This is a genomic window from Streptomyces sp. TOM-9 (genome assembly GCF_056858595.1).
The window spans coordinates 1,964,245-1,983,568 of sequence record NZ_JBXEQB010000001.1 but is presented as its reverse complement, the minus strand read 5'-3'; the positions used below and the strand labels follow the sequence as shown (position 1 = coordinate 1,983,568).

The following is a 19,324-nucleotide window of genomic DNA, read 5'->3' as shown; positions in this document are numbered from 1 at the left end:
CACGGCGAGCGGGCGCGATGTGTTCGAGTACGCCCTGGTGCGCGTGATGCCGCGGATCGAGCGCGGCGAGCTGATCAACGCGGGTGTGCTGGTCTACTGCCGTGCCAAGTCCTTCGTGGGCGCCCGGGTCCACCTGGACGAGACCCGGCTGCGCTGCCTCGACCCCGACGTGGACGTCGCCGGCGTACGGGCGGCGCTGCGCGGCTACGAGGGCATCTGCGCGGGCGGCGAGCGGGCCGGGCAGGCGGCGGAGGACGATCCGGGGCGCCGCTTCCGGTGGCTGACGGCGCCGCGCAGCACCATCGTGCAGCCGGGCCCGATCCACACCGGGCTGACCGAGGACCCGCAGGCCGAGGTGGACCGTCTGCTGGATCTTCTGGTGCGCTGAGCCACATCGGCGCGGTGGGCGTTGACACAGGGTCACTGCGCTCCTACGGTTTCGGCTACGGGACGTACTAAGCGGTCGCTCACCTGCGCGACCGCTCCCCACAGGGCTGAGGAGAGCAGATGTCGACCACCGAGCAGCGCGTAGCGATCGTGACAGGGGCGGCGCGCGGCATCGGCGCCGCCACCGCCGTGCGCCTGGCCGCGGAGGGCCGCGCCGTGGCCGTGCTGGACCTCGACGAGACCGCGTGCAAGGACACCGTCGAGCAGATCACCAAGGCGGGCGGCCGGGCCGTCGCCATCGGCGCCGACGTCTCCGACGAGGAGCAGGTCGCGGCCGCGGTCGCGCGCGTCGCCGCGGAACTCGGGGCGCCGACGATCCTCGTCAACAACGCGGGCGTGCTCCGCGACAACCTGCTGTTCAAGATGAGCGCGTCCGACTGGGACACGGTCATGAACGTGCACCTGCGCGGCGCCTTCCTGATGACCCGCGCCGTCCAGAAGCACATGGTGGACGCGAACTTCGGCCGCGTGGTCAACCTGTCCTCGTCCTCCGCCCTCGGCAACCGCGGCCAGGCCAACTACTCCGCCGCCAAGGCGGGCCTGCAGGGCTTCACCAAGACCCTCGCGCACGAGCTCGGCAAGTTCGGCGTCACGGCCAACGCCGTCGCCCCCGGCTTCATCGCCACCGACATGACGGCCGCCACCGCCGCCCGCATCGGCATGGGATTCGAGGAGTTCCAGGCCGCGGCCGCCACCCAGATCCCCGTCCAGCGCGTCGGCAACCCCGACGACGTCGCCAACGCCATCGCCTTCTTCACCGGCGACGACGCGGGCTTCGTCTCCGGCCAGGTGCTGTACGTGGCCGGCGGACCGCTCGACTGAACCGCGACAGGAGACCCGCATCATGAGCAACCAGCCCGACAGCGGACGCGTCGCGATCGTCACCGGCGCCAGCCGCGGCATCGGCTACGGCATCGCCGAGGCGCTCGTCGCCCGCGGCGACCGCGTCGTCATCACCGGCCGCAACGAGGAGGCGCTGAAGGAGGCCGTCGAACGGCTCGGCGCCGACCGGGCCCTCGGCGTGGCCGGCAAGGCCCACGACGAGGCGCACCAGGCCGAGGTCGTCGAGCGGACGATGGAGGCCTTCGGCCGCGTCGACTACCTCGCCAACAACGCCGGTACGAACCCGGTCTTCGGCCCGCTCGCCGAGCTCGACCTCGGCGTCGCCCGCAAGGTCTTCGAGACCAACGTCATCTCCGCGCTCGGCTTCGCCCAGCAGACGTACAAGGCGTGGATGAAGGAGAACGGCGGCGCGATCGTCAACATCGCCTCCGTGGCGGGCATCAGCGCCTCCCCCTTCATCGGCGCGTACGGCATGAGCAAGGCCGCGATGGTCAACCTCACGCTGCAGCTCGCCTCCGAGATGGCGCCCGGCGTCCGTGCCAACGCCATCGCCCCCGCGGTCGTCAAGACCAGGTTCGCCTCCGCCCTCTACGAGGGCCGCGAGGAGCAGGCCGCGGCCGCCTACCCGCTGGGGCGGCTCGGTGTGCCCGAGGACATCGGCGGCGCCGCCGCGTTCCTGCTCTCGGACGCGGCGGCCTGGATCACCGGCCAGACCCTGGTCGTGGACGGCGGCATCTTCCTCAACGCCAGCGTCGGCGCCTGAGGCCCGCGTTCGTCCGCACTCCGACGTGCAGGGTCCCTGGTGCCGGCCACCGCTGCGGCGGCCGGCACCAGGGACCCGCCCGTAGCCGAGGGACCGTGGAGGCCTTCGCCGGCCTGGCTGCTGGGCGGGGACGTGCCCGTCCTGCCGGTGCCCGGGGTGAGCGGCGTCGTGCAGCTCGACGACCTCCTGGCGGCGGCCGACCCGGACCTCGAACCGGAGCTGCGGGCCCGGCTGGACGCGGCCTGACACCCGGCCGGGCGGATTGTCGGTGCGGAACGGTACGTTCGTCCCCAGTAACGGATCGCGTACCGGAGGTTCCCGACGTGCCCATCACGCTGCCCGAGTCCTGGCAGGCCGTCCTCGGTGAGGAGCTGGAGAAGCCCTACTTCACCCAGCTCACCGAGTTCGTGGAGGAGGAGCGCGGGAAGCACAAGGTCTTCCCGCCGCGCGAGCAGGTCTTCGCGGCCCTGGAGGCCACGCCCTACGACAAGGTGAAGGTGCTGGTCCTCGGCCAGGACCCGTACCACGGCGAGGGTCAGGGGCACGGGCTGTGCTTCTCGGTGCAGCCGGGTGTCAAGACCCCGCCCTCCCTGCGGAACATCTTCAAGGAGATGAAGGAGGAGTACGGCTACCCGATCCCGGACAACGGCTACCTGATGCCGTGGGCGGAGCAGGGCGTGCTGCTGCTCAACGCGGTGCTGACGGTGCGCGAGGCCGAGGCCAACTCGCACAAGGGCAAGGGCTGGGAGAAGTTCACCGACGCGGTCATCAAGGCCGTCGCGTCCCGGCCCGACCCGGCGGTCTTCGTCCTGTGGGGCAACTACGCCAAGAAGAAGCTGCCGCTGATCGACACCGAGCGGCACGCGGTCGTCCAGGGCGCCCACCCGTCGCCGCTGTCGGCCAAGCTCTTCCTCGGCAGCCGTCCCTTCACCCAGATCGACGAGGCGCTCAAGGCACAGGGCCACGACCCGGTGGACTGGCGCATCCCGGACCTGGGCCGGTGAGTTCGTGCCCGGGCCGGGCGACGCACGGGGGTCGTCGCCGGGCCCGGGCCCAGGGGGACGTCGATGGCGTGCGCCGCGACGAGTTGCCGCACCGGGCGCCGGGGTGAGGCGTCAGTCGCCGGTGACCCCGTCGATGCGTTCGCGGATCAGGTCGGCGTGGCCGTTGTGGCGGGCGTACTCCTCGATCATGTGGACGTAGATCCAGCGCAGGGAGATTTCGTGCTTGCCGCGGCGCAGCCCGGTGTCGTCGAGCGAGCGGTGGCGGGTCAGCTCGCGGGCGTGCGCGATCTCGGCGCGCCAGGTGGCGAACGCCTCGGCGGTGTCGGCCTGGGCGAGGTCGTGGAACTCGCCGTCGGGGTCCTCCTCGGTGAGGTAGAGCGGGGGCACGTCCTCTCCGGCGAGCACGGTGCGGAACCAGCCCCGTTCGACCCCCGCCATGTGCCGGACCAGGCCGAGCAGGGTGAGGTCGGAGGGGGGCGCGCTGGGGGTGCGCAGCTGTTCGTCGTCCAGGCCGGCGCACTTCATCGCGAGGGTGTCGCGGTGGAAGTCCAGCCAGCTCTCCAGCATGGTGCGCTCGTCGGCGATGTAGGGCGGGTCGGTGCGCTCCGGTGTCGTCGTCATGGCCGCCATGATGGCGGGGGCCTCTGACAGCGTCGACGCATCAACCGGCCGAGCTGCCGCAGTCGCCGCCGAGCATCCCGCGCAGCAGGTCGGCCGCGCCCGCCCGCAACTCGGCCTCGGGTGGGGGCGACACGGACCCGGCGCCCGCGACGGAGTGGAAGAGGACGCCGTCGCACCACGCGATGAGCGACCGCGCGTGACGCTCCGGCTCGGCGGAACCCACGGCGCGCAGCATCGCCTCCAGCTGCTCGCGAAAGGCGCGGCCCGCGGTGTCGTAGACCGTGCGCAACTCGGGGCGCCGGGTGGCCTCCAGGGCGAGTTCCAGGCGGGCGCGCGTGAGGTCACGGGCCTCGGTGACGGAGCGGTGGAGGAAGTACGCGAGCAGCGCGGCCAGCCCCTCGGGCCCGGGCGCGGACGTGGGGGCGTGGGCCGTCTGCGACTCGCGGAAGGCGAGCCTGCGCACCGCCGCCTCCAGGAGGGCCGCGCGGGTCCGGGCGTGGTTGGACGTGGAGCCCTGCGGCAGACCGGCCGCCTCGTCGACCGCACGGTGGGTCAGCCCGCGCATGCCCCGCTCGGCGAGCAGGGCGAGTGCGGTGTCGGCGATCAGCTCGGGGCGGGACGTCTGCGCGGTGCTCATGACGGCAACCTACCGGCCCCGGCTCCGGCCCCGCCCTGCTCGTGTACCGGCGGGCGGCAGCGTCGTCACCTGGGTTCGGCGTGACGGAAGGCGTCGACGCCGGCCGGTTCACCCGGGCCGAGGCGATGGGCCGCCGCCCCGCCTTCCTTCCCTCACCAGGTGCCCGGGTGGAGGTCTCGGACGGCACCGTCACCGGGATTCGGCGTTGCCGGGCCCCACCCCGGTCAGCCGGGGCGACGGGCGCCTGCGCAGGACGGGGTGGCCCGGGTGGGCCGTCACCCGGCTCGGTGTCACCGTGTGCCTTGCCGAGAGCATGGGCGACCGTCTCCCCGGGTTCGCGTGCGCCTCCGGTTCCGGGGCCGGACCTGCCCGTCTGCCTGCGGCGGCAGGCCGGTGCGGCGCGGACGTGCGGGGTGTGTCCCCCCCCGTCACTACAGATGTAGTACGCTCCCCACTACACCTGTAGTCGCGGGAGGGGAGCGGAAGCCATGGGCCGCACATCGCGTCAGCCGCACGCCGTCGTGGTCGGAGCCGGGATCGGAGGGCTGGCCGCCGCTGTGGCATTGCGCCGGCGCGGATGGCGGGTGACCGTCCTGGAGCGGGCCGCGGCGCTCGAACCCGTCGGAGCCGGGATCGGCATCGCGCCCAACGGCCTGCGTGCGCTGGACGCGCTCGGGGTCGGTGAGGCCGTGCGCGCCATGGCCGCCTTCCAGGGCGAGGGCGGGCTGCGCCGCCCCGACGGGCGCTGGCTCTCCCGGACCAGCGGCGAGGCCGCCGCCGAGCGGTTCGGTGGACCCGTGGTGATCGCCCACCGGGCGGAGCTGGTGGCCGTGCTGTCGGGCCTCCTGCCGGACGGCGCGCTGCGCACCGGGACCCGGGTCCTGTCCGCCTCCCCCGGGGGGAAGGTCGCGACCGAGGACGGGACGATCGACGCCGATCTGGTGGTCGCCGCCGACGGGATCAACTCAGCCGTGCGCGCCGCGCTGTTCCCGGAGCACCCGGGGCCGGTCTACAGCGGATTCACCAGCTGGCGCACGGTCGTGCCGGCACCCTCCGCGTACCTCCCGCACGAGACCTGGGGGCGCGGCCGGCTGTGGGGCACCGTCCCGCTCACCGGCGGCCGCGTCTACTGCTACGCGACCGCCGTGACCCCGCCGGGCGGCCGCGCCCGCGACGGGGACGAACGCACCGAGCTGCGGCGGCTGTTCGGCGACTGGCACCACCCGGTGCCCGAGCTGATCGACTCCGCTGCCCCCGGCTCCGTGCTCCGCAACGACGTCCACCACCTCGCGCGACCGCTGCCCGCCTTCCACCAGGGGCGCATCGCCCTGCTCGGCGACGCGGCGCACGCCATGACGCCCAACCTCGGCCAGGGCGGCTGCCAGGCCCTGGAGGACGCCGTCGTCCTCGCCCACCTCGCCGCCCCCGGCGCCGGCGACGAGGCCGTCGCGCGCGCCCTGGCCGCCTACACCGCTCAGCGGCTGTCCCGTACGACGGGCGTCGTGCGCCGCTCCTGGAGCATCGGGAGGCTCACCACCTGGTCCTCGCCGCCCGCCGTCGCACTGCGCGACGCCCTGTTCGCCACCGTCAACCGGGTCGGCCCGCGCCTGGCGCTGCGCAGCCTCGACGGGATCGCCGACTGGCGGCCGCCGGCCGGCCCGTATGCTGCCGACGGCACAGGTCAGGCACTGCAGGCGTAGGCGGGAGCGGCACATGGAACCCCTCAGGATCGGGGTCATCGGACTCGGCGACATCGCGCGCAAGGCGTACCTGCCGGTGCTGACCGCGCAGCCGGGGGTGGAACTCCACCTGCACACCCGCACCCGCGCCACCCTCGACGCGGTCGGCGACACCCACCGGGTCCCGGTCCCGCACCGCCACGAGACCCTCGACGCCCTGCTCGACCAGGGGCTCGACGGGGCGTTCGTGCACGCCCCCACCGAGACGCACGTGGAGATCACCGAACGCCTCATCGCCGCGGGCGTCCCCGTCTACGTCGACAAACCGCTCGCCTACGACCTGGCCGGGGCCGAGCACCTGGTGCGCCTCGCCGAGGAACGCGGGGTCGGGCTGACGGTCGGCTTCAACCGCCGCCACGCGCCGGGCTACGTGCAGTGCGCCGACCACCCGCGCGACCTGATCCTCCTGCAGAAGAACCGCATCGGGCACCCGGAGACCGCGCGCACCGTCGTCTTCGACGACTTCATCCACGTCGTCGACACCCTGCGCTTCCTCCTCCCCGGCCCCGTCGAGCACACCGACGTCCGGGCACGGGTCCGCGGCGGGCTGCTCCACCACGTCACGCTCCAGCTGTCCGGCGACGGCTTCACCGCGATCGGCGTGATGAACCGCATGAGCGGCTCCAACGAGGAGGTCCTGGAGGTCATGGGCCAGGACAGCAAGCGCCAGGTGCTCAACCTGGCCGAGGTCGTGGACCACAAGGGCCAGCCCACCGTCCGCCGCCGCGGCGACTGGGTCCCCGTCGCCCGCCAGCGCGGCATAGAGGGGATCGCCCTCGCGTTCCTCGACGCCGTACGGCACGGCAAGCCCCTCGACGCCCGCGACGCGCTGCTGACCCATGAGCTGTGCGAGCGCATCGTCACCGCCGTGACCGAGCAGACCTCCTGAGCGCCGTCTCGTACGCGCCCGCCCCGGCCAGCAGCAGCACCGCCAGCCGGGGCACCCAGTCGCCGAGCCGGTCGTACGGGCTGCGCCCGGAACCCAGCGGCACGTCGTAGACCTGCGCCGCACTGCGCGACGTGCCCAGCGACGGGCCGATCCGCTCGCCGCGGGCGTCGTGGACCGCGCTGATCCCGGTCAGCGTCGCGTGCACCATCGGCCGCCAGGACTCTGCCGAGCGCAGCGCCGCCAGCGAGGCGTGCTGCGCGGGCGCCCAGCTCCCCTGGAACGAGGACGTGGAGGACTGCGCCACGAGCAGTTGCGCCCCGTCGTCCGCGAGGTGCCGGCTCATGTCGGGGAACGCCGACTCGAAGCACACCAGGGGCCCCAGCCGCACCGTGCCCGCGTCCATGACCACCTGGTGGTCGCCCCGGATCCGGTCCTCACCCGCCGCCCTGCCCACCGATGTGGCCCAGCCCAGCACCGTACGGGCCGGGACGTACTCGCCGAACGGCACCAGACGCATCTTGTCGTAGCTCGGGCCGACCGGCCCGTCCGGGCCCATCAGGACCGAGGTCTTGGATATCCCGAGGCCGTCGGCCCGCCGGGCGTCGACGTTGACCAGGATGTCGGCGCCGACGTCCCGGGACAGCGCGGCCAGCCGGTTCGCCAGGTCGGGACGGGCGGACAGGTCGAAGCCGACGCTGCTCTCCCCCCACACCACCAGGTCCACGCCCTTGCCCGCGAGCGTACGGGTCAGCCGCTCCCCCTGGTCGAAGCGCGGCTGCGGCCCGGTGATCACCCCCGGCTGCACGACCGCCACCCGCACGGACTCCCCGCTGCGGGCCGGGACCGGCGCCCAGGCCCACGCCGCCGTCGTGCCCACCGCCGCGGCGGCCAGCGCCGACCCCGCGGCCGCCCGGCAGGAGGGCACCGCGAGCAGCGCGGCCAGCGCCGTGTTCACCGCCACCACCAGGAAGCTGACCAGCCACACGCCTCCGATCGAGGCCAGCCGCAGCGCCGGCGTCACCTGCCACTGGCTCGCCCCCAGCAGTCCCCACGGCCCGCCCAGGTACTCCCACGACCGCACCAGCTCGACCAGCAGCCAGGCGGACGGCACCAGCACCGTCGCCGCCAGGACCGTGCGGCGGCCCGGCGTGCCCCCGAGCAGCCGCCGCACCAGCCACCCCCACGGCGCCCACAGGGCCCCCAGCAGCAGGGCGATGAGCACGATGAAGACGTGCAGGCTCGGGATCAGCCAGTGGTGCACGGCCACCATGAAGCCGGCCCCGCCCAGCCAGCCGTCCAAGGCGGCCCGCCGCCCCGTCGGCGCGGCGCGTGCCAGCAGCATCCACGGCACGAGGGCGACGTACGCCAGCCACCACAGCGACGGTGCGGGGAACGCCAGCGCCGGCAGCGCCCCCGCCGCCGCGGCCGCCGCGCCGCGCTTCCAGGGCGAGGCGAGCCGGGGGGAGACCGTCCGCGGCCCGTCGACCTTCACCGTCACCTGCGCCACTCCTCACACTCGCCTGCCCTCAGTCTCGTTCGTCCGGACGGCCTTGCCCAGAGGGCCACGGCGCGTGAACCGGCGGCCCCGTGCCGTGCGCGCCGCGCCCCCGCCGCGCACGCCGGTTGAGAGTGCCCCGGCGGGGGACCATGCTGAGGGGGAACGGCCGTGAGGACGAGGACGTACCCATGGGAAGGCGCACCGGCCACGGGGAGCACGGGGGAGGGAAGGAGCGCCACGGGCTGACGCCGCCCGCGGCCGCTGCCGTCGCTGCCGGTGACACGGGGGTGCTGACCGCCTGGGGCGAGGACGCCTGCCGGCTGCTCGGCTGGTCGTCCGCCGAGGTGCTCGGCCGGCCCGCCGGCACCCTGCTCGCCGCCCCGCTGCCCTTCGCCGCACTGCGCCGCATCGCCGCCGGACGCGCCTGGGCGGGCCCCGTCGTCCTGCGCCACCGCGACGGCGGGGACGTGCCGGTCCGGCTGGGGCTGCGCCTCCTCAGCGACGCGTCGGGCACCGCGCACTGGGCCGTCACCGCGACCGCCCCCGGGCGACCGGAACCGGACGCCGGGGTCCTCGCCCAGCTCCCGGTCGCCGTCGCCGTCTACGACCGCGAGGTACGGCTCAGCACCGCCAACGCGGCGATGGAGCGCCTGGTCGGCAGGAGCGTGGAGGAGGTGCGCGGGCAGCGGCTGCGCGAGTTCATGCCCGGTGCGGCCTTCGAGGAGTTCGACCGCGTCCAGGAGGAGGTGATGCAGACCGGCGCGACCGCGCGCCTGGAGAGCCTCGGCCGCCCGCCCGGCGACGACCGCGACCACGCGTACGCGATGCTGGTCTTCCCGCTCAAGGACGGGTCGGGACAGGTCACCGGGGTCTCCGCCGCGGTCTACGAGACGACCGAGCAGTTCCACGCCCGGCGCCGGCTGGACATCGTCAACGAGGCGAGCACCTGCATCGGCACCACCTTGGACATCACCCGCACCGCGCAGGAACTCGCCGACGTCTCCGTACGGCGGTTCGCCGACATGGTCAGCGTCGACCTGCTGGACTCCGTCGTCCGCGGTGAGGAACCCGGCCCACTGCCGGCCGCGGGCGCCCTCGCCTTCCGCCGCGTCGCCCAGCAGTCCGTGCTGCCCGGCTGCCCCGAGGCCGCGGCCCAGGTCGGGGAGCTGGACATGGTGCCCGAGCACTCGCCGGCCGCCTGCGCCCTGGTCACCGGGCGGGGGTCGCTGCACCGCACCCATGAGCCGGAGATCCGGCGCTGGACGGAGTACGACCGGGCCCGCGGCAGGAGCGTCGTCGACTACGGCGTGCACTCGCTGATGGTCGTGCCGCTGCGTGCCCGGGGCGCGACCCTCGGACTGGCGATCTTCATCCGGCACCGCACCGTCGACCCCTTCCACGCAGACGACCTGCTGCTCGCCGAGGAGATCGCCGCCCGGGCCGCCGTCTGCGTGGACAACGCCCGCCGCTACTCCAGGGAACGCGCCACCGCACTCACGCTGCAGCGCAGCATGCTCCCCCAGCACTCCCCGCGGCAGGCCGCCGTCGAGGTCGCCTCCCGTTACCTGCCGGCCGGCTCCCGGGCGGGCGTGGGCGGCGACTGGTTCGACGTGATCCCGCTCAGCGGCGCCCGGGTGGCGCTCGTGGTGGGCGACGTCGTCGGCCACGGGGTGCACGCCTCGGCGACCATGGGACGGCTGCGCACCGCCGTGCGGACCCTCGCCGACGTCGACCTGGCGCCCGACGAACTCCTCACCCAGCTCGACGACCTGGTGGTACGCCTCGACATGGAGGAGGGGCAGGGCATCGAAGGCGGCTCGGACCAGCTCTCCGGGGAGGTCGGCGCCACCTGCCTGTACGCGGTCTACGACCCCGTCACCCGGCGCTGCACCATGGCACGCGCCGGCCACCCGCTGCCCGCCGTGGTCCTGCCCGGCGGCCGGGCCGACTTCCCCGACCTGCCCGCGGGGCCGCCGCTGGGGCTGGGCGGGCTGCCCTTCGAGTCAGCGGAGCTGGACCTGCCCGAGGGCAGCCTGCTGGCCCTGTACACGGACGGCCTGATCGAGTCGGCCGGGCACGACGTCGACGCGGGGCTCGCGCTGCTCGCCCGGACGCTCACCCGGCCGGCCGGGAGCCTGGACGAACTCTGCGACAACGTGCTGTACGGGCTGCTGCCGGACCGGCCCCGCGACGACATCGCCCTGCTGGTCGCCCGGACCCGCGCCCTCGACGCCCACCAGGTCGCCACCTGGGAGCTGCCCGACGACCCGGCCGTCGTCGGGCGGGCGCGCAGGACGGCCGCGGAGCAACTCCGCGAGTGGGGGCTCGGGGAGGCCGTGTTCATCACCGAACTGGTCGTCAGTGAACTGGTCACCAACGCGATCCGCTACGCCGGCGGCGGCCCGATCCAGCTCCGGCTGATCCGCGACGCCACCTTGATCTGCGAGGTCTCCGACACCAGCAGCACCGCCCCGCACCTGCGCCGTGCCCGGATCTTCGACGAGGGCGGCCGCGGGCTGCTGCTCGTCGCCCAGTTCACCCAGCGCTGGGGATCCCGGCAGACGCCCGCCGGGAAGACGATCTGGGCCGAGCAGGAATTGGTCTGACTCCCTGACGCTGCGCGCTGCGTCAGCCCTTCGTGGCAGAGCCGCCCCTGAAGGAGCGTCAGCCGCCGCGGGACCAGTCGCCCTGCCGGCCGCCGTTCCACTGGCCGCCGTGCCAGCCGGTGCCGCCGCCGGTGCGGTGCCGGCCGCCGAGGTGACCCTGCTCGCCCGAGCGGTGCGCGGCGATGGCACGGGTCACGGCCTCCTGCCAGTCGTCGCTGTCCCAGGTGCCGCTGACGCGTGCGTGGCGGCCCGGGGCCGGGGCGTCGCCCGGGGCGTCCGGCCGCGCGGTGTCGCGCGTGCCGGTGCTCGCCGCGGTACCCGTACCCGTGCCCGTCGACGCGGCCTTCGTGACCGCCGCCGTGTCGGCCTTCGTGGTCCCGGCGGAGACGGCCGCGCCCGCGGCGGTCGGCACGATGGCGTCCTCGACGGACCCGTCCGGCACGGCCCTGGCCGGCCCCTGGGCGGCTTCCGCGACGTCGCCGGAGCCGCCGTGCGGCATGAGCATGGACAGTCCCGCGATGGCCCCGGTCGCCGTCAGCACGGCGGTGCCCAGCGAGCCGCGGCCGGGACCGCCGCGCTGCCCGCGGTGGCGGCCCCCGACGACCTCTCCGCTGATGACCTTGACCTCCGCGGCCTCACCCGCCTCCACCGGCTGCGGCCGGGGTATCACCTCGGTGGGGTCCAGCGCACCCGGGTCGGGGTGGCTCGGTGCCTCGGCGGGCAGGGGGAGAGAATCGGCCATGGCTGCGATCATTCACATCCGGCGGCCCGATGTCCAGTTCTCCCGAAGATCCAACTGTCTGTTCATCGTGCGGTATTGGCGCCGGAACCGGGCGGAACCGCCCCGTCGCCGCTCGCACCCCGCCGCCCCGGGGCGCACACTGGTCGCATGCCGGAGCTGCCCGAAGTCGAAGCCCTGGCCGGTTTCCTCACCGGCCGCATGGCCGGCCACGCCATCGCCCGGGTGCTGCCGGTGGCGGTGAGCGTCCTGAAGACCTACGACCCCCCGCTGGACGCGCTGCACGGGCGCACCGTGACCTCCGTCGGGCGCCGCGGCAAGTTCCTGGTCTTCACCACCGACGAGGGCGCGGGACCGTACCTCGCCGTCCATCTGGCCCGGGGCGGCTGGCTGCGCTGGAAGGACGACCTGCCCACGACCCCGCCCCGTCCCGGCAAGGGCCCGCTGGCACTGCGGCTGCTGATGGCGGAACCGGAGGGCGCCGGCTTCGACCTGACGGAGGCGGGGACGCAGAAGCGGCTCGCCGTCCACTGCGTCCGGGACCTCGCGGACGTCCCCGGCATCGCCCGCCTCGGCCCCGAACCGCTCGATGCCGCCTTCACCCCCGAGGTCTTCGCGGCCCTGCTCTCCGGTGAACGCCGCCGCATCAAGGGCGTCCTGCGCGACCAGGGCGTCATCGCCGGTGTCGGCAACGCCTATTCGGACGAGGTGCTGCACGCCGCCAGGATGTCGCCGTACGCGCTCGCCGCGAACCTCTCCGCGGAGGAGGTCAGCCGGTTGTACGAAGCGCTGCTCACCACCCTCCGGGACGCCGTCGAACGCTCCCGCGGCCTGGCCGCGGGAGACCTGAAGGGCGAGAAGAAGACCGGACTGCGCGTGCACGGGCGCACCGGCGAACCGTGCCCCGTCTGCGGCGACACGATCCGCGAGGTCTCCTTCAGCGACTCCTCCCTGCAGTACTGCCCCACCTGCCAGACCGGCGGGAAGCCGCTCGCCGACCGGAGGATGTCGCGGCTGCTGAAGTAGCCGCCCGGCGGGCGGTGACCCAGGATGACTGGTGACCGAAAGGGTGCGCCATGTCCGATTCCACCGGGTACCGCTACGACGACCTGGGTGCGCTGTTCCTCAACTGCACGCTGAAGCGCTCCCCCGAGGTCAGCAACACCGAGGGGCTCATCGACCGCAGTCGTGCCCTGATGGAGGCGCAGGGGGTCCGCACCGAGGTCGTCCGCGCCGTCGACGAGGACATCGCCACCGGCGTCTGGCCCGACATGACCGAGCACGGCTGGCGGACCGACGCCTGGCCCGCCCTGTACGAGAAGGTGCTGGCCGCCGACGTCCTCGTCCTGTGCGGCCCGATCTGGCTCGGCGACAACTCCTCCGTCGCCAAGCGTGTCGTCGAACGGCTCTACGCCTGCTCCAGCCTGCTCAACGACCGTGGCCAGTACGCCTACTACGGCCGGGTCGGCGGCTGCCTCATCACGGGCAACGAGGACGGCGTCAAGCACTGCGCCATGAACCTCCTCTACAGCCTCCAGCACCTCGGCTACACGATCCCGCCGCAGGCCGACGCCGGCTGGATCGGCGAGGCCGGCCCCGGGCCCTCCTACCTCGACCCGGGCTCCGGCGGCCCGGAGAACGACTTCACCAACCGGAACCTGTCCTTCATGACCTGGAACCTGATGCACCTGGCCGCCCTGCTCAAGCGCTCCGGCGGCATCCCGGGCCACGGCAACCAGCGCAGCGCCTGGGACGCCGGCTGCCGCTCCGACTTCGCGAACCCGGAGCACCGCTGACATGCGCATCGCCATCTTCGGAGCCACCGGCCACGTGGGACGCGAACTCGTGGCGCAGGCGCTCGACGCCGGCCACGAGGTCACCGCCCTGGCCCGCGACCCCGCAGCGCTCCCTCCGCACGAACGGCTGACGGTCGTCCCCGGCGACGTCCGGGACCCCGAGGCCGTCGGCCGCGTGATCGCGGGCGCCGACGGGGTGCTCAGCGCCCTCGGCACCCGCTCCCCGCGCGGCGAGACGGTCTGCGCCGACGGGATGCGGCGCATCCTCCCCGCCATGCGGGCGCTCGGCGTACGGCGGCTGGTGGCCGTCGGCGCGTACGGGTCGGGACCCGGCCGGCGCGGTGTGTACCGGGCCGCGACCTCGCTGGTCATCCCGGCCATCATGCGGGACAAGGACCGCCAGGAGGAGCTGATCCGCGCCGAGGGCGACCTGTGGACGATCGTGCGGCCCGCCGTCGTCACCGGCGGCCGCTACTCCGGCGTCTACCGCACCGGATCCGACCTGCGGCTCGGTCTCGCCTCCCGGGTCAGCCGGGCCGACGTCGCCGACTTCATGCTCCGCGCCCTGGGCTCCGAGGACTGCGTACGGCGGGCCGTGGCCATCAGCTCCTGACCGCCCGGACGGCCCACCGCGGGCGGCGCCCCCCGCGGTGGGCGCCGAGACTGGCCGTACGCGCCCGCACCGCCCCGGAAGGACCCCGTCATGCCCACCAACCGCCGCAAGGACCTCGGACTGCTCGCGCTGCGCCTCGGGGCCGGCTCGGTGCTCTTCGCGCACGGCGCCCAGAAGCTCTTCGGCTGGTTCGGCGGCCACGGCCTGGAGGGCACGGGCGAGGCGATGGAGTCCATGGGCTTCCGGCCCGGCCGGCGCAGCGCGCTCGCCTCGGGCCTCGCCGAGGCCGGCGGCGGCACCCTGCTGGCGCTCGGCCTGGCCACCCCGGCCGCGGGCGCGGCCGCCGCCGGGGGGATGGCCGGCGCCGTCTCCGTGCACCTGCCGGCCGGCTTCTTCGCCGCCTCGGGCGGCTTCGAGCACCCGGCCTTCCTCGGCTTCACGGCCGCCGCGATCGGCATCGCCGGGCCCGGCCGCTACTCCCTGGACCATCTGACCGGCGACGTACTGGACTGCCCCTGGACGGTCGTGGCCTGCTTCGCGGCCAGTGCCGTCGCCGCGGCGGTCGTGGTCTCCCGCCGCAACGCCGCCGTACGCGCCGACATGGCGGCCGAACTGCCGCAGCCCTGACCGGACGGTGGACGCGGCGGTCCGGTCCTGACACAGTCCTGCTCTCGGCACCGAGAGACGGGACAGGGATGGGCGACCGGGCGGACCACCAGTACGAGATCTACCTCAACGGGCTCGCGGGCGTGCTGCCCGCGCTCCCCACCGACCTGACGCGGCTGGAGGAACTGGCCGCCGAGCGCCTGGCGCCCGGCCCCTTCGGCTACGTCGCCGGCAGCGCGGGCAGCGGCCGCACGGAGCGCGCCAACCGGGAGGCCCTGGACCGGCTGCGGATCGTGCCGCGCATGCTGCGCGACGTGTCCGCACGCGATCTGACGGTGGAGGTCCTCGGGCGCACGCTGAGCGCCCCGCTCGCGCTGGGCCCGGTCGGCGTGCTGTCGATCGTGCACCCCGACGCCGAGCGCGCGGCCGCCCGTGCCGCCGCCGCGCAAGGGGTGCCCTTCGTGCTCTCCTCGGCGTCCAGCACGCCCATGGAGGACGTCGCCGAGGCGATGGGCGACGCGGAACGCTGGTTCCAGCTGTACTGGGCCAAGGACCGCGAGGTCACGCGCAGCTTCCTGGGCCGTGCCAGGGCCGCCGGCTACACCGCGCTGCTCGTCACCCTCGACACCCCGTTGCTCGCCTGGCGCCCCCGCGACCTGGACCAGGCGTACCTGCCCTTCCTCAAGGGCATCGGCACCGCCAACTACTTCACCGACCCGGCCTTCCTCGCGGGCCTCGCCAAGCCCGTCGAGGAGGACCTGAACGCGGCCGTCCTGCACTTCGTCGGCATGTTCGCCGACCCCGGCAAGACCTGGCCCGACCTCGCCTTCCTGCGTGAGAACTGGGACGGGCCCATCGTCGTCAAGGGCGTGCAGCACCCCGACGACGCCCGTCTGGCCGCCGACGCCGGCATGGACGGCGTCGTCGTCTCCAACCACGGCGGCCGCCAGGTGGGCGGCGCGATCGGCGCCGCCGAGACCCTGCCCGCCGTGGCCCGCGCCGTCGGCGACCGCCTCGCCGTCCTCTTCGACAGCGGCATCCGCACCGGCGACGACGTCCTCAAGGCGCTCGCCCTCGGTGCCGACGCCGTCCTCGTCGGCCGCCCCTACGCCTACGGCCTCGGCCTCGACGGCCAGGCGGGCGTCGAGCACGTCATCCGCTGCCTGCTCGCCGAGTTCGACCTCACCCTCGCCCTGTCGGGCCACTCCCGCCCGGGGGACCTGGGTCCGGAGGCGCTGTCCCTGGGTTCGTGACCGGGCGTCAGGCGGGGGCGCCGGCCGGCTTGCGGACGCGGAAGGCGAACTGCCCGCAGTAGGTGAGCTTGCGGAGGTTCGCCAGGGCGGCGCCCCGCTTCGTCCGCTGCGCCCAGGTGTCGATCTCGGCGTTCAGGGGCGACGCCTCGTCCCAGTACCGGCCGTACTCGGGCGGCCGGCCGTGGTACGAGCGCATGATGAGGGTCACCCCGTCCAGGGAGGGCCGGATCTCCTCCAGGGCGAGCCCGGCCTCCTCGACCAGCACCCGGAAGCCGTAGGGCGTGTAGTTCCAGAGGCTGAAGGAGTGGTACGGCTCGAACTGCGAGGTGCTGCCGATGAAGACCGCGCCCGGCCGCAGCACGCGGCCGATCTCGGCCAGCAGTTCCCTCGGACGGGAGACGTGCTCGAACACCTGGTGCGAGTAGATCAGCGGGACGGCGCCGGTGCGGAAGGGCAGCCGGACGCCGTCGTAGTGGACGACCGGGTCGCCGCCGGCGGTGCGCTGCCGCGCCTCGGGGGAGTCGCCGATGTCGACGCCCACCCAGCGCACCTTCGGGTTGTGCCGGCGGAAGCGCGCGGCCGAGGTGCCGCGGCCGCAGCCGAGGTCGACCACCTGGTCCGGCGCCTGGGCGGAGGTCATGGCCTCGTCGAGGTAGAAGCGCGACGTGACCTGGCGGGCGTGGTCGTCGGGGATGCAGTCGCGCATGAGCTCCCACAGGGTTGCCATGGACCCGATGCTACGGACGGGCCGCGGGCCGGGACCAGCGGCGCGCGGCCGTGGCGGTGCCCGCACCGCCGTCCGGGCCCCGTCCCGCTCCATGCGGACCGGAACCGACCGCAAGGCAGGCGAGCATGACGGCATGACGACAACATTCCGTGGCCTGGCCACCATCCGCTACCACGCGCAGGACCTCGCGGCCGCCAAGGCCTGGTACACCGAACTGCTGGGCATCGAGCCGTACTTCGACACCCCGGACTACATCGAGTTCCGCCTCGGCGACCACAGCCAGGAGCTGGGCGTCTCCCGCACGCCCTCCGCGCCCGCCGGTGTCGTCGCCTACTGGCACGTCGACGACCTCGAGGCGGTCTGGGAGCGCCTGATCTCCCTGGGCGCCCGCCCGCACGAGGCACCGCGCGACCACGGCCACGGCTTCGTCGCGGGTGCGGCCCTCGACCCCTTCGGCAACCTGCTCGGCGTGATGTACAACCCCCACTTCGTGGAGACGGCCGAAGTGGCCGGCGGCGCCGGCCGGAGCGTCACCGGTGCGCCAGCAGGAGGGTGAACCAGACCGTCTTGCCGTCGCTGGACGGCCGGGTGCCCCAGCCCGTGGCCAGTGCCTCCACCAGCAGCAGACCGCGCCCCGACTCGTCGCCGAGTTCGGCCGGACGTCGCTGCGGGATGTGCGTGCTGTGGTCGGTGACCTCGACGGTGATCTCCCGGTCGGTACGGTGCAGCCGCAGCCGCAACGGCCCCTGGGCGTGCCGCACGGCATTGGTGAGGACCTCCGAGGCCAGCAGGCAGGCGGCGTCCGAGACCTCCTCGCAGCCCCACTGCGCCAGGGTCTCGCGGACGAAACCGCGTCCGTCGGCGACCGCCGAGGGGACGGCCGGCACCTCCATCGTGGTCGCGGCGAGCGGAGCCTCGGGCAGCCGGGCCAGCAGCAGGGTGACGTCGTCGGCGTGGCCGTCGGCGTCGGGGCGGAGCGAGGCCAGCACCATGTCGGCGGCCTCCTCCAGCCCGGGAGAGCGGGCGAAGGCGGTGCGCAGTTCCGTGCCGAGCCGGCGCAGCTGTGCGTCGATGTCGGAGCGCGGCGTCTCGACCAGCCCGTCGGTGTACAGCACGAGCGTCGACCCGGCGGGGACGGGCAGGCACACCTGCTGGTGCGGCACGTCGCCGACGCCGAGCGGCACGCTGATGGGCGCGGGCAGTTCGCGCACGGTGGCCTCGGGGCCGGGGTCCACCAGCAGCACCGGCAGATGGCCCGCCGAGCAGACCGTCACCTCGCCCGCGTCCGGGTCCACCACCAGGTAGCAGCAGGTGACGAGCTGGTCGGGCAGGTCGGTGACGAAGGCGTCGAGGGCCTGCATCAACTGCCGCGGGGGTATCCCGGTCTTGGCCAGCGCGCGGGCCGCCGACCGCAACTGCCCCATCACCGCGGCGGCCTCCAGGCCACGCCCCATCACGTCGCCGATGAGCACGCCCACCTGACCGCCGCCCAGCGGGATCAGGTCGAACCAGTCACCGCCGACGCCCGCGCCCTGCGTGGCGGGGAAGTATCGGCTGGCCGTGCGCATGCCCGGCGGCTCGGCCGGTGACCCCATGAGGCTGCGCTGCAGGGTCAGCGCGATGTGCCGCTGCTGCCGGTACAGCTCCGTCAGCTCCTCCTCGGCACGCTTGAGGTCGGCGATGTCGCGCACGATGGAGCAGGCGCCCACGATGGCCCCGTCGCGGTCGCGTATCGGCCAGAGGGTCACGTCCACGTCCAGCAGCCGCCCGGTGCTCGTCACCCGCAGCGTCTCGAAGTGCTCCACCCGCTCGCCCCGGCCCAGCCGCTGCAGCAGGGTCGCGATCTCCTCCTTCAGGTGCGCCGGGGCCAGCATGGACACGTGCCGGCCGATGGCCTCCTCCGCCGCGTAGCCGTACAGCCGCTGTGCCGCGGCGTTCCAGTAGGTGATGCGGCCGTCGAGGGTCTTGGCGAGGATCGCGTCCTGGGACGACTCGACGAGCACCGCCAGCTCGTTGATGCGCTCCTCGGCGGCCTTGCGCTCGCTGACGTCGCGCACCGCCGCGGAGATCAGCAGGCCGTCGGCGGTCTGCAGGGGACTGAGGCTGATCTCGACGGGGAACTCCCGGCCGTCCTTGCGCAGCCCGTACAGCTCCAGTCCGGCGCCCATCGGCCGCACCTGCTGGTTGTGGGCGTAGCCGTGCCGGTATGAGGGGTGGTGGCCGCGGAAGCGATCGGGGACCAGCACCTCGACGGGACGGCCCAGCAGCTCCTGCCGGGTGTGGCCGAACAGGGACTCGGTCTGCGCGTTGACCAGTCTGATGACACCGGTGCCGTCCACGATGACCATCGCGTCCGGGGCCGCCTCCAGCAGCGCGCGGAACATCTCCTCTGCGGCCGGGTCGCCGACCGCCGGGGCCGGCATGTCGGTCCTGGTCTCGTGCATCGTGGTCCCCCTGTCCATCCGGGCGTCCGTTCGGGGCCGATTCCGGGACCGTAGGGCCTGGCGGCGGGCCGTGCCGGGGATGCGCCGAAACCGGTCCGG

At 74.2% G+C, this 19,324-nt stretch carries 20 protein-coding genes; 14 read left to right on the top strand and 6 right to left on the bottom strand.

Annotation, left to right across the window (positions count from 1 at the left end; all coding sequences use genetic code 11):
- Window positions 1-46: 46 nt before the first annotated feature.
- The 5 genes from AC1VWI_RS09360 to AC1VWI_RS09340 all read left to right on the top strand — a co-directional run bounded on the left by AC1VWI_RS09360 (window position 47) and on the right by AC1VWI_RS09340 (window position 3,057).
- Complete coding sequence (locus AC1VWI_RS09360) at window positions 47-388, top strand: DUF3037 domain-containing protein (RefSeq protein ID WP_499516753.1); 342 nt, start codon at window positions 47-49, stop codon at window positions 386-388.
- 119 nt (window positions 389-507) lie between these two features.
- Entirely contained in the window at window positions 508-1,269 is a 762-nt protein-coding gene (fabG, locus tag AC1VWI_RS09355) for a 3-oxoacyl-ACP reductase FabG (protein ID WP_499510496.1), read from the top strand.
- A gap of 22 nt (window positions 1,270-1,291) precedes the next feature.
- Window positions 1,292-2,053 carry an SDR family oxidoreductase gene (locus AC1VWI_RS09350; protein ID WP_499510495.1) on the top strand — a complete coding sequence of 254 codons (762 nt, stop codon included), beginning with the start codon at window positions 1,292-1,294 and terminating at the stop codon, window positions 2,051-2,053.
- A gap of 39 nt (window positions 2,054-2,092) precedes the next feature.
- Window positions 2,093-2,299 carry a hypothetical protein gene (locus tag AC1VWI_RS09345; protein ID WP_499510494.1) on the top strand — a complete coding sequence of 69 codons (207 nt, stop codon included), beginning with the start codon at window positions 2,093-2,095 and terminating at the stop codon, window positions 2,297-2,299.
- 77 nt (window positions 2,300-2,376) lie between these two features.
- The gene (locus tag AC1VWI_RS09340) at window positions 2,377-3,057 is read left to right on the top strand and encodes a uracil-DNA glycosylase (protein ID WP_499510493.1); all 681 of its coding nucleotides are present in this window, start codon (window positions 2,377-2,379) and stop codon (window positions 3,055-3,057) included.
- 111 nt (window positions 3,058-3,168) lie between these two features.
- On the opposite strand, the gene AC1VWI_RS09335 is transcribed toward AC1VWI_RS09340, so the two are convergent.
- Together AC1VWI_RS09335 and AC1VWI_RS09330 are read right to left on the bottom strand one after the other, a co-directional pair.
- Entirely contained in the window at window positions 3,169-3,687 is a 519-nt protein-coding gene (locus AC1VWI_RS09335; RefSeq protein ID WP_499510492.1) for a DinB family protein, read from the bottom strand.
- A 31-nt stretch (window positions 3,688-3,718) separates the two neighbouring features.
- Window positions 3,719-4,315 (bottom strand): TetR/AcrR family transcriptional regulator, encoded by a 597-nt coding sequence (locus tag AC1VWI_RS09330; RefSeq protein WP_499510491.1) that lies wholly within the window; start codon window positions 4,313-4,315, stop codon window positions 3,719-3,721.
- A gap of 488 nt (window positions 4,316-4,803) precedes the next feature.
- On the opposite strand from AC1VWI_RS09330, the gene AC1VWI_RS09325 reads away from it, so the two are divergent.
- Both AC1VWI_RS09325 and AC1VWI_RS09320 read left to right on the top strand, forming a co-directional pair.
- Window positions 4,804-6,015 carry an FAD-dependent monooxygenase gene (locus AC1VWI_RS09325; protein WP_499510490.1) on the top strand — a complete coding sequence of 404 codons (1,212 nt, stop codon included), beginning with the start codon at window positions 4,804-4,806 and terminating at the stop codon, window positions 6,013-6,015.
- 13 nt (window positions 6,016-6,028) lie between these two features.
- On the top strand, window positions 6,029-6,943 hold the full coding sequence (locus AC1VWI_RS09320) for a Gfo/Idh/MocA family protein (RefSeq protein WP_499510489.1): 915 nt from the start codon (window positions 6,029-6,031) through the stop codon (window positions 6,941-6,943).
- Here the strand turns inward: AC1VWI_RS09320 and lnt are convergent.
- On the bottom strand, window positions 6,915-8,441 hold the full coding sequence (gene lnt / locus AC1VWI_RS09315) for an apolipoprotein N-acyltransferase (protein ID WP_499510488.1): 1,527 nt from the start codon (window positions 8,439-8,441) through the stop codon (window positions 6,915-6,917). The genes AC1VWI_RS09320 and lnt overlap by 29 nt on opposite strands.
- A gap of 188 nt (window positions 8,442-8,629) precedes the next feature.
- On the opposite strand from lnt, the gene AC1VWI_RS09310 reads away from it, so the two are divergent.
- A complete protein-coding gene (locus AC1VWI_RS09310; protein WP_499510487.1) occupies window positions 8,630-11,047 on the top strand; it encodes a SpoIIE family protein phosphatase in 2,418 nt (805 codons plus the stop codon).
- A 58-nt stretch (window positions 11,048-11,105) separates the two neighbouring features.
- Here the strand turns inward: AC1VWI_RS09310 and AC1VWI_RS09305 are convergent, their stop codons facing one another.
- Window positions 11,106-11,789: a hypothetical protein gene (locus tag AC1VWI_RS09305; RefSeq protein WP_499510486.1), complete on the bottom strand. Its 684-nt coding sequence runs from the start codon at window positions 11,787-11,789 to the stop codon at window positions 11,106-11,108.
- Window positions 11,790-11,936: 147 nt separating this feature from the next.
- On the opposite strand from AC1VWI_RS09305, the gene AC1VWI_RS09300 reads away from it, so the two are divergent.
- From AC1VWI_RS09300 to AC1VWI_RS09280, 5 genes are all read left to right on the top strand, one after another.
- Window positions 11,937-12,812: an Fpg/Nei family DNA glycosylase gene (locus AC1VWI_RS09300; RefSeq protein ID WP_499510485.1), complete on the top strand. Its 876-nt coding sequence runs from the start codon at window positions 11,937-11,939 to the stop codon at window positions 12,810-12,812.
- Between the two features lie 50 nt (window positions 12,813-12,862).
- A complete protein-coding gene (locus tag AC1VWI_RS09295; RefSeq protein WP_499510484.1) occupies window positions 12,863-13,582 on the top strand; it encodes a flavodoxin family protein in 720 nt (239 codons plus the stop codon).
- 1 nt (window position 13,583) lies between these two features.
- Entirely contained in the window at window positions 13,584-14,195 is a 612-nt protein-coding gene (locus AC1VWI_RS09290) for an NAD(P)-dependent oxidoreductase (protein WP_499510483.1), read from the top strand.
- A 90-nt stretch (window positions 14,196-14,285) separates the two neighbouring features.
- Window positions 14,286-14,822: a DoxX family protein gene (locus AC1VWI_RS09285; RefSeq protein ID WP_499510482.1), complete on the top strand. Its 537-nt coding sequence runs from the start codon at window positions 14,286-14,288 to the stop codon at window positions 14,820-14,822.
- A 68-nt stretch (window positions 14,823-14,890) separates the two neighbouring features.
- Window positions 14,891-16,054 carry a lactate 2-monooxygenase gene (locus AC1VWI_RS09280; protein WP_499510481.1) on the top strand — a complete coding sequence of 388 codons (1,164 nt, stop codon included), beginning with the start codon at window positions 14,891-14,893 and terminating at the stop codon, window positions 16,052-16,054.
- Window positions 16,055-16,061: 7 nt separating this feature from the next.
- Here AC1VWI_RS09280 and AC1VWI_RS09275 read toward each other — a convergent pair whose 3' ends face one another.
- Window positions 16,062-16,781 (bottom strand): class I SAM-dependent methyltransferase, encoded by a 720-nt coding sequence (locus AC1VWI_RS09275; RefSeq protein WP_499510480.1) that lies wholly within the window; start codon window positions 16,779-16,781, stop codon window positions 16,062-16,064.
- Window positions 16,782-16,914: 133 nt separating this feature from the next.
- On the opposite strand from AC1VWI_RS09275, the gene AC1VWI_RS09270 reads away from it, so the two are divergent.
- Window positions 16,915-17,337 carry a VOC family protein gene (locus AC1VWI_RS09270; RefSeq protein WP_499510479.1) on the top strand — a complete coding sequence of 141 codons (423 nt, stop codon included), beginning with the start codon at window positions 16,915-16,917 and terminating at the stop codon, window positions 17,335-17,337.
- On the opposite strand, the gene AC1VWI_RS09265 is transcribed toward AC1VWI_RS09270, so the two are convergent.
- Window positions 17,312-19,225 (bottom strand): PAS domain S-box protein, encoded by a 1,914-nt coding sequence (locus AC1VWI_RS09265; RefSeq protein ID WP_499510478.1) that lies wholly within the window; start codon window positions 19,223-19,225, stop codon window positions 17,312-17,314. The two genes, AC1VWI_RS09270 and AC1VWI_RS09265, sit on opposite strands and share 26 nt — an antisense overlap.
- Window positions 19,226-19,324: the final 99 nt, after the last annotated feature.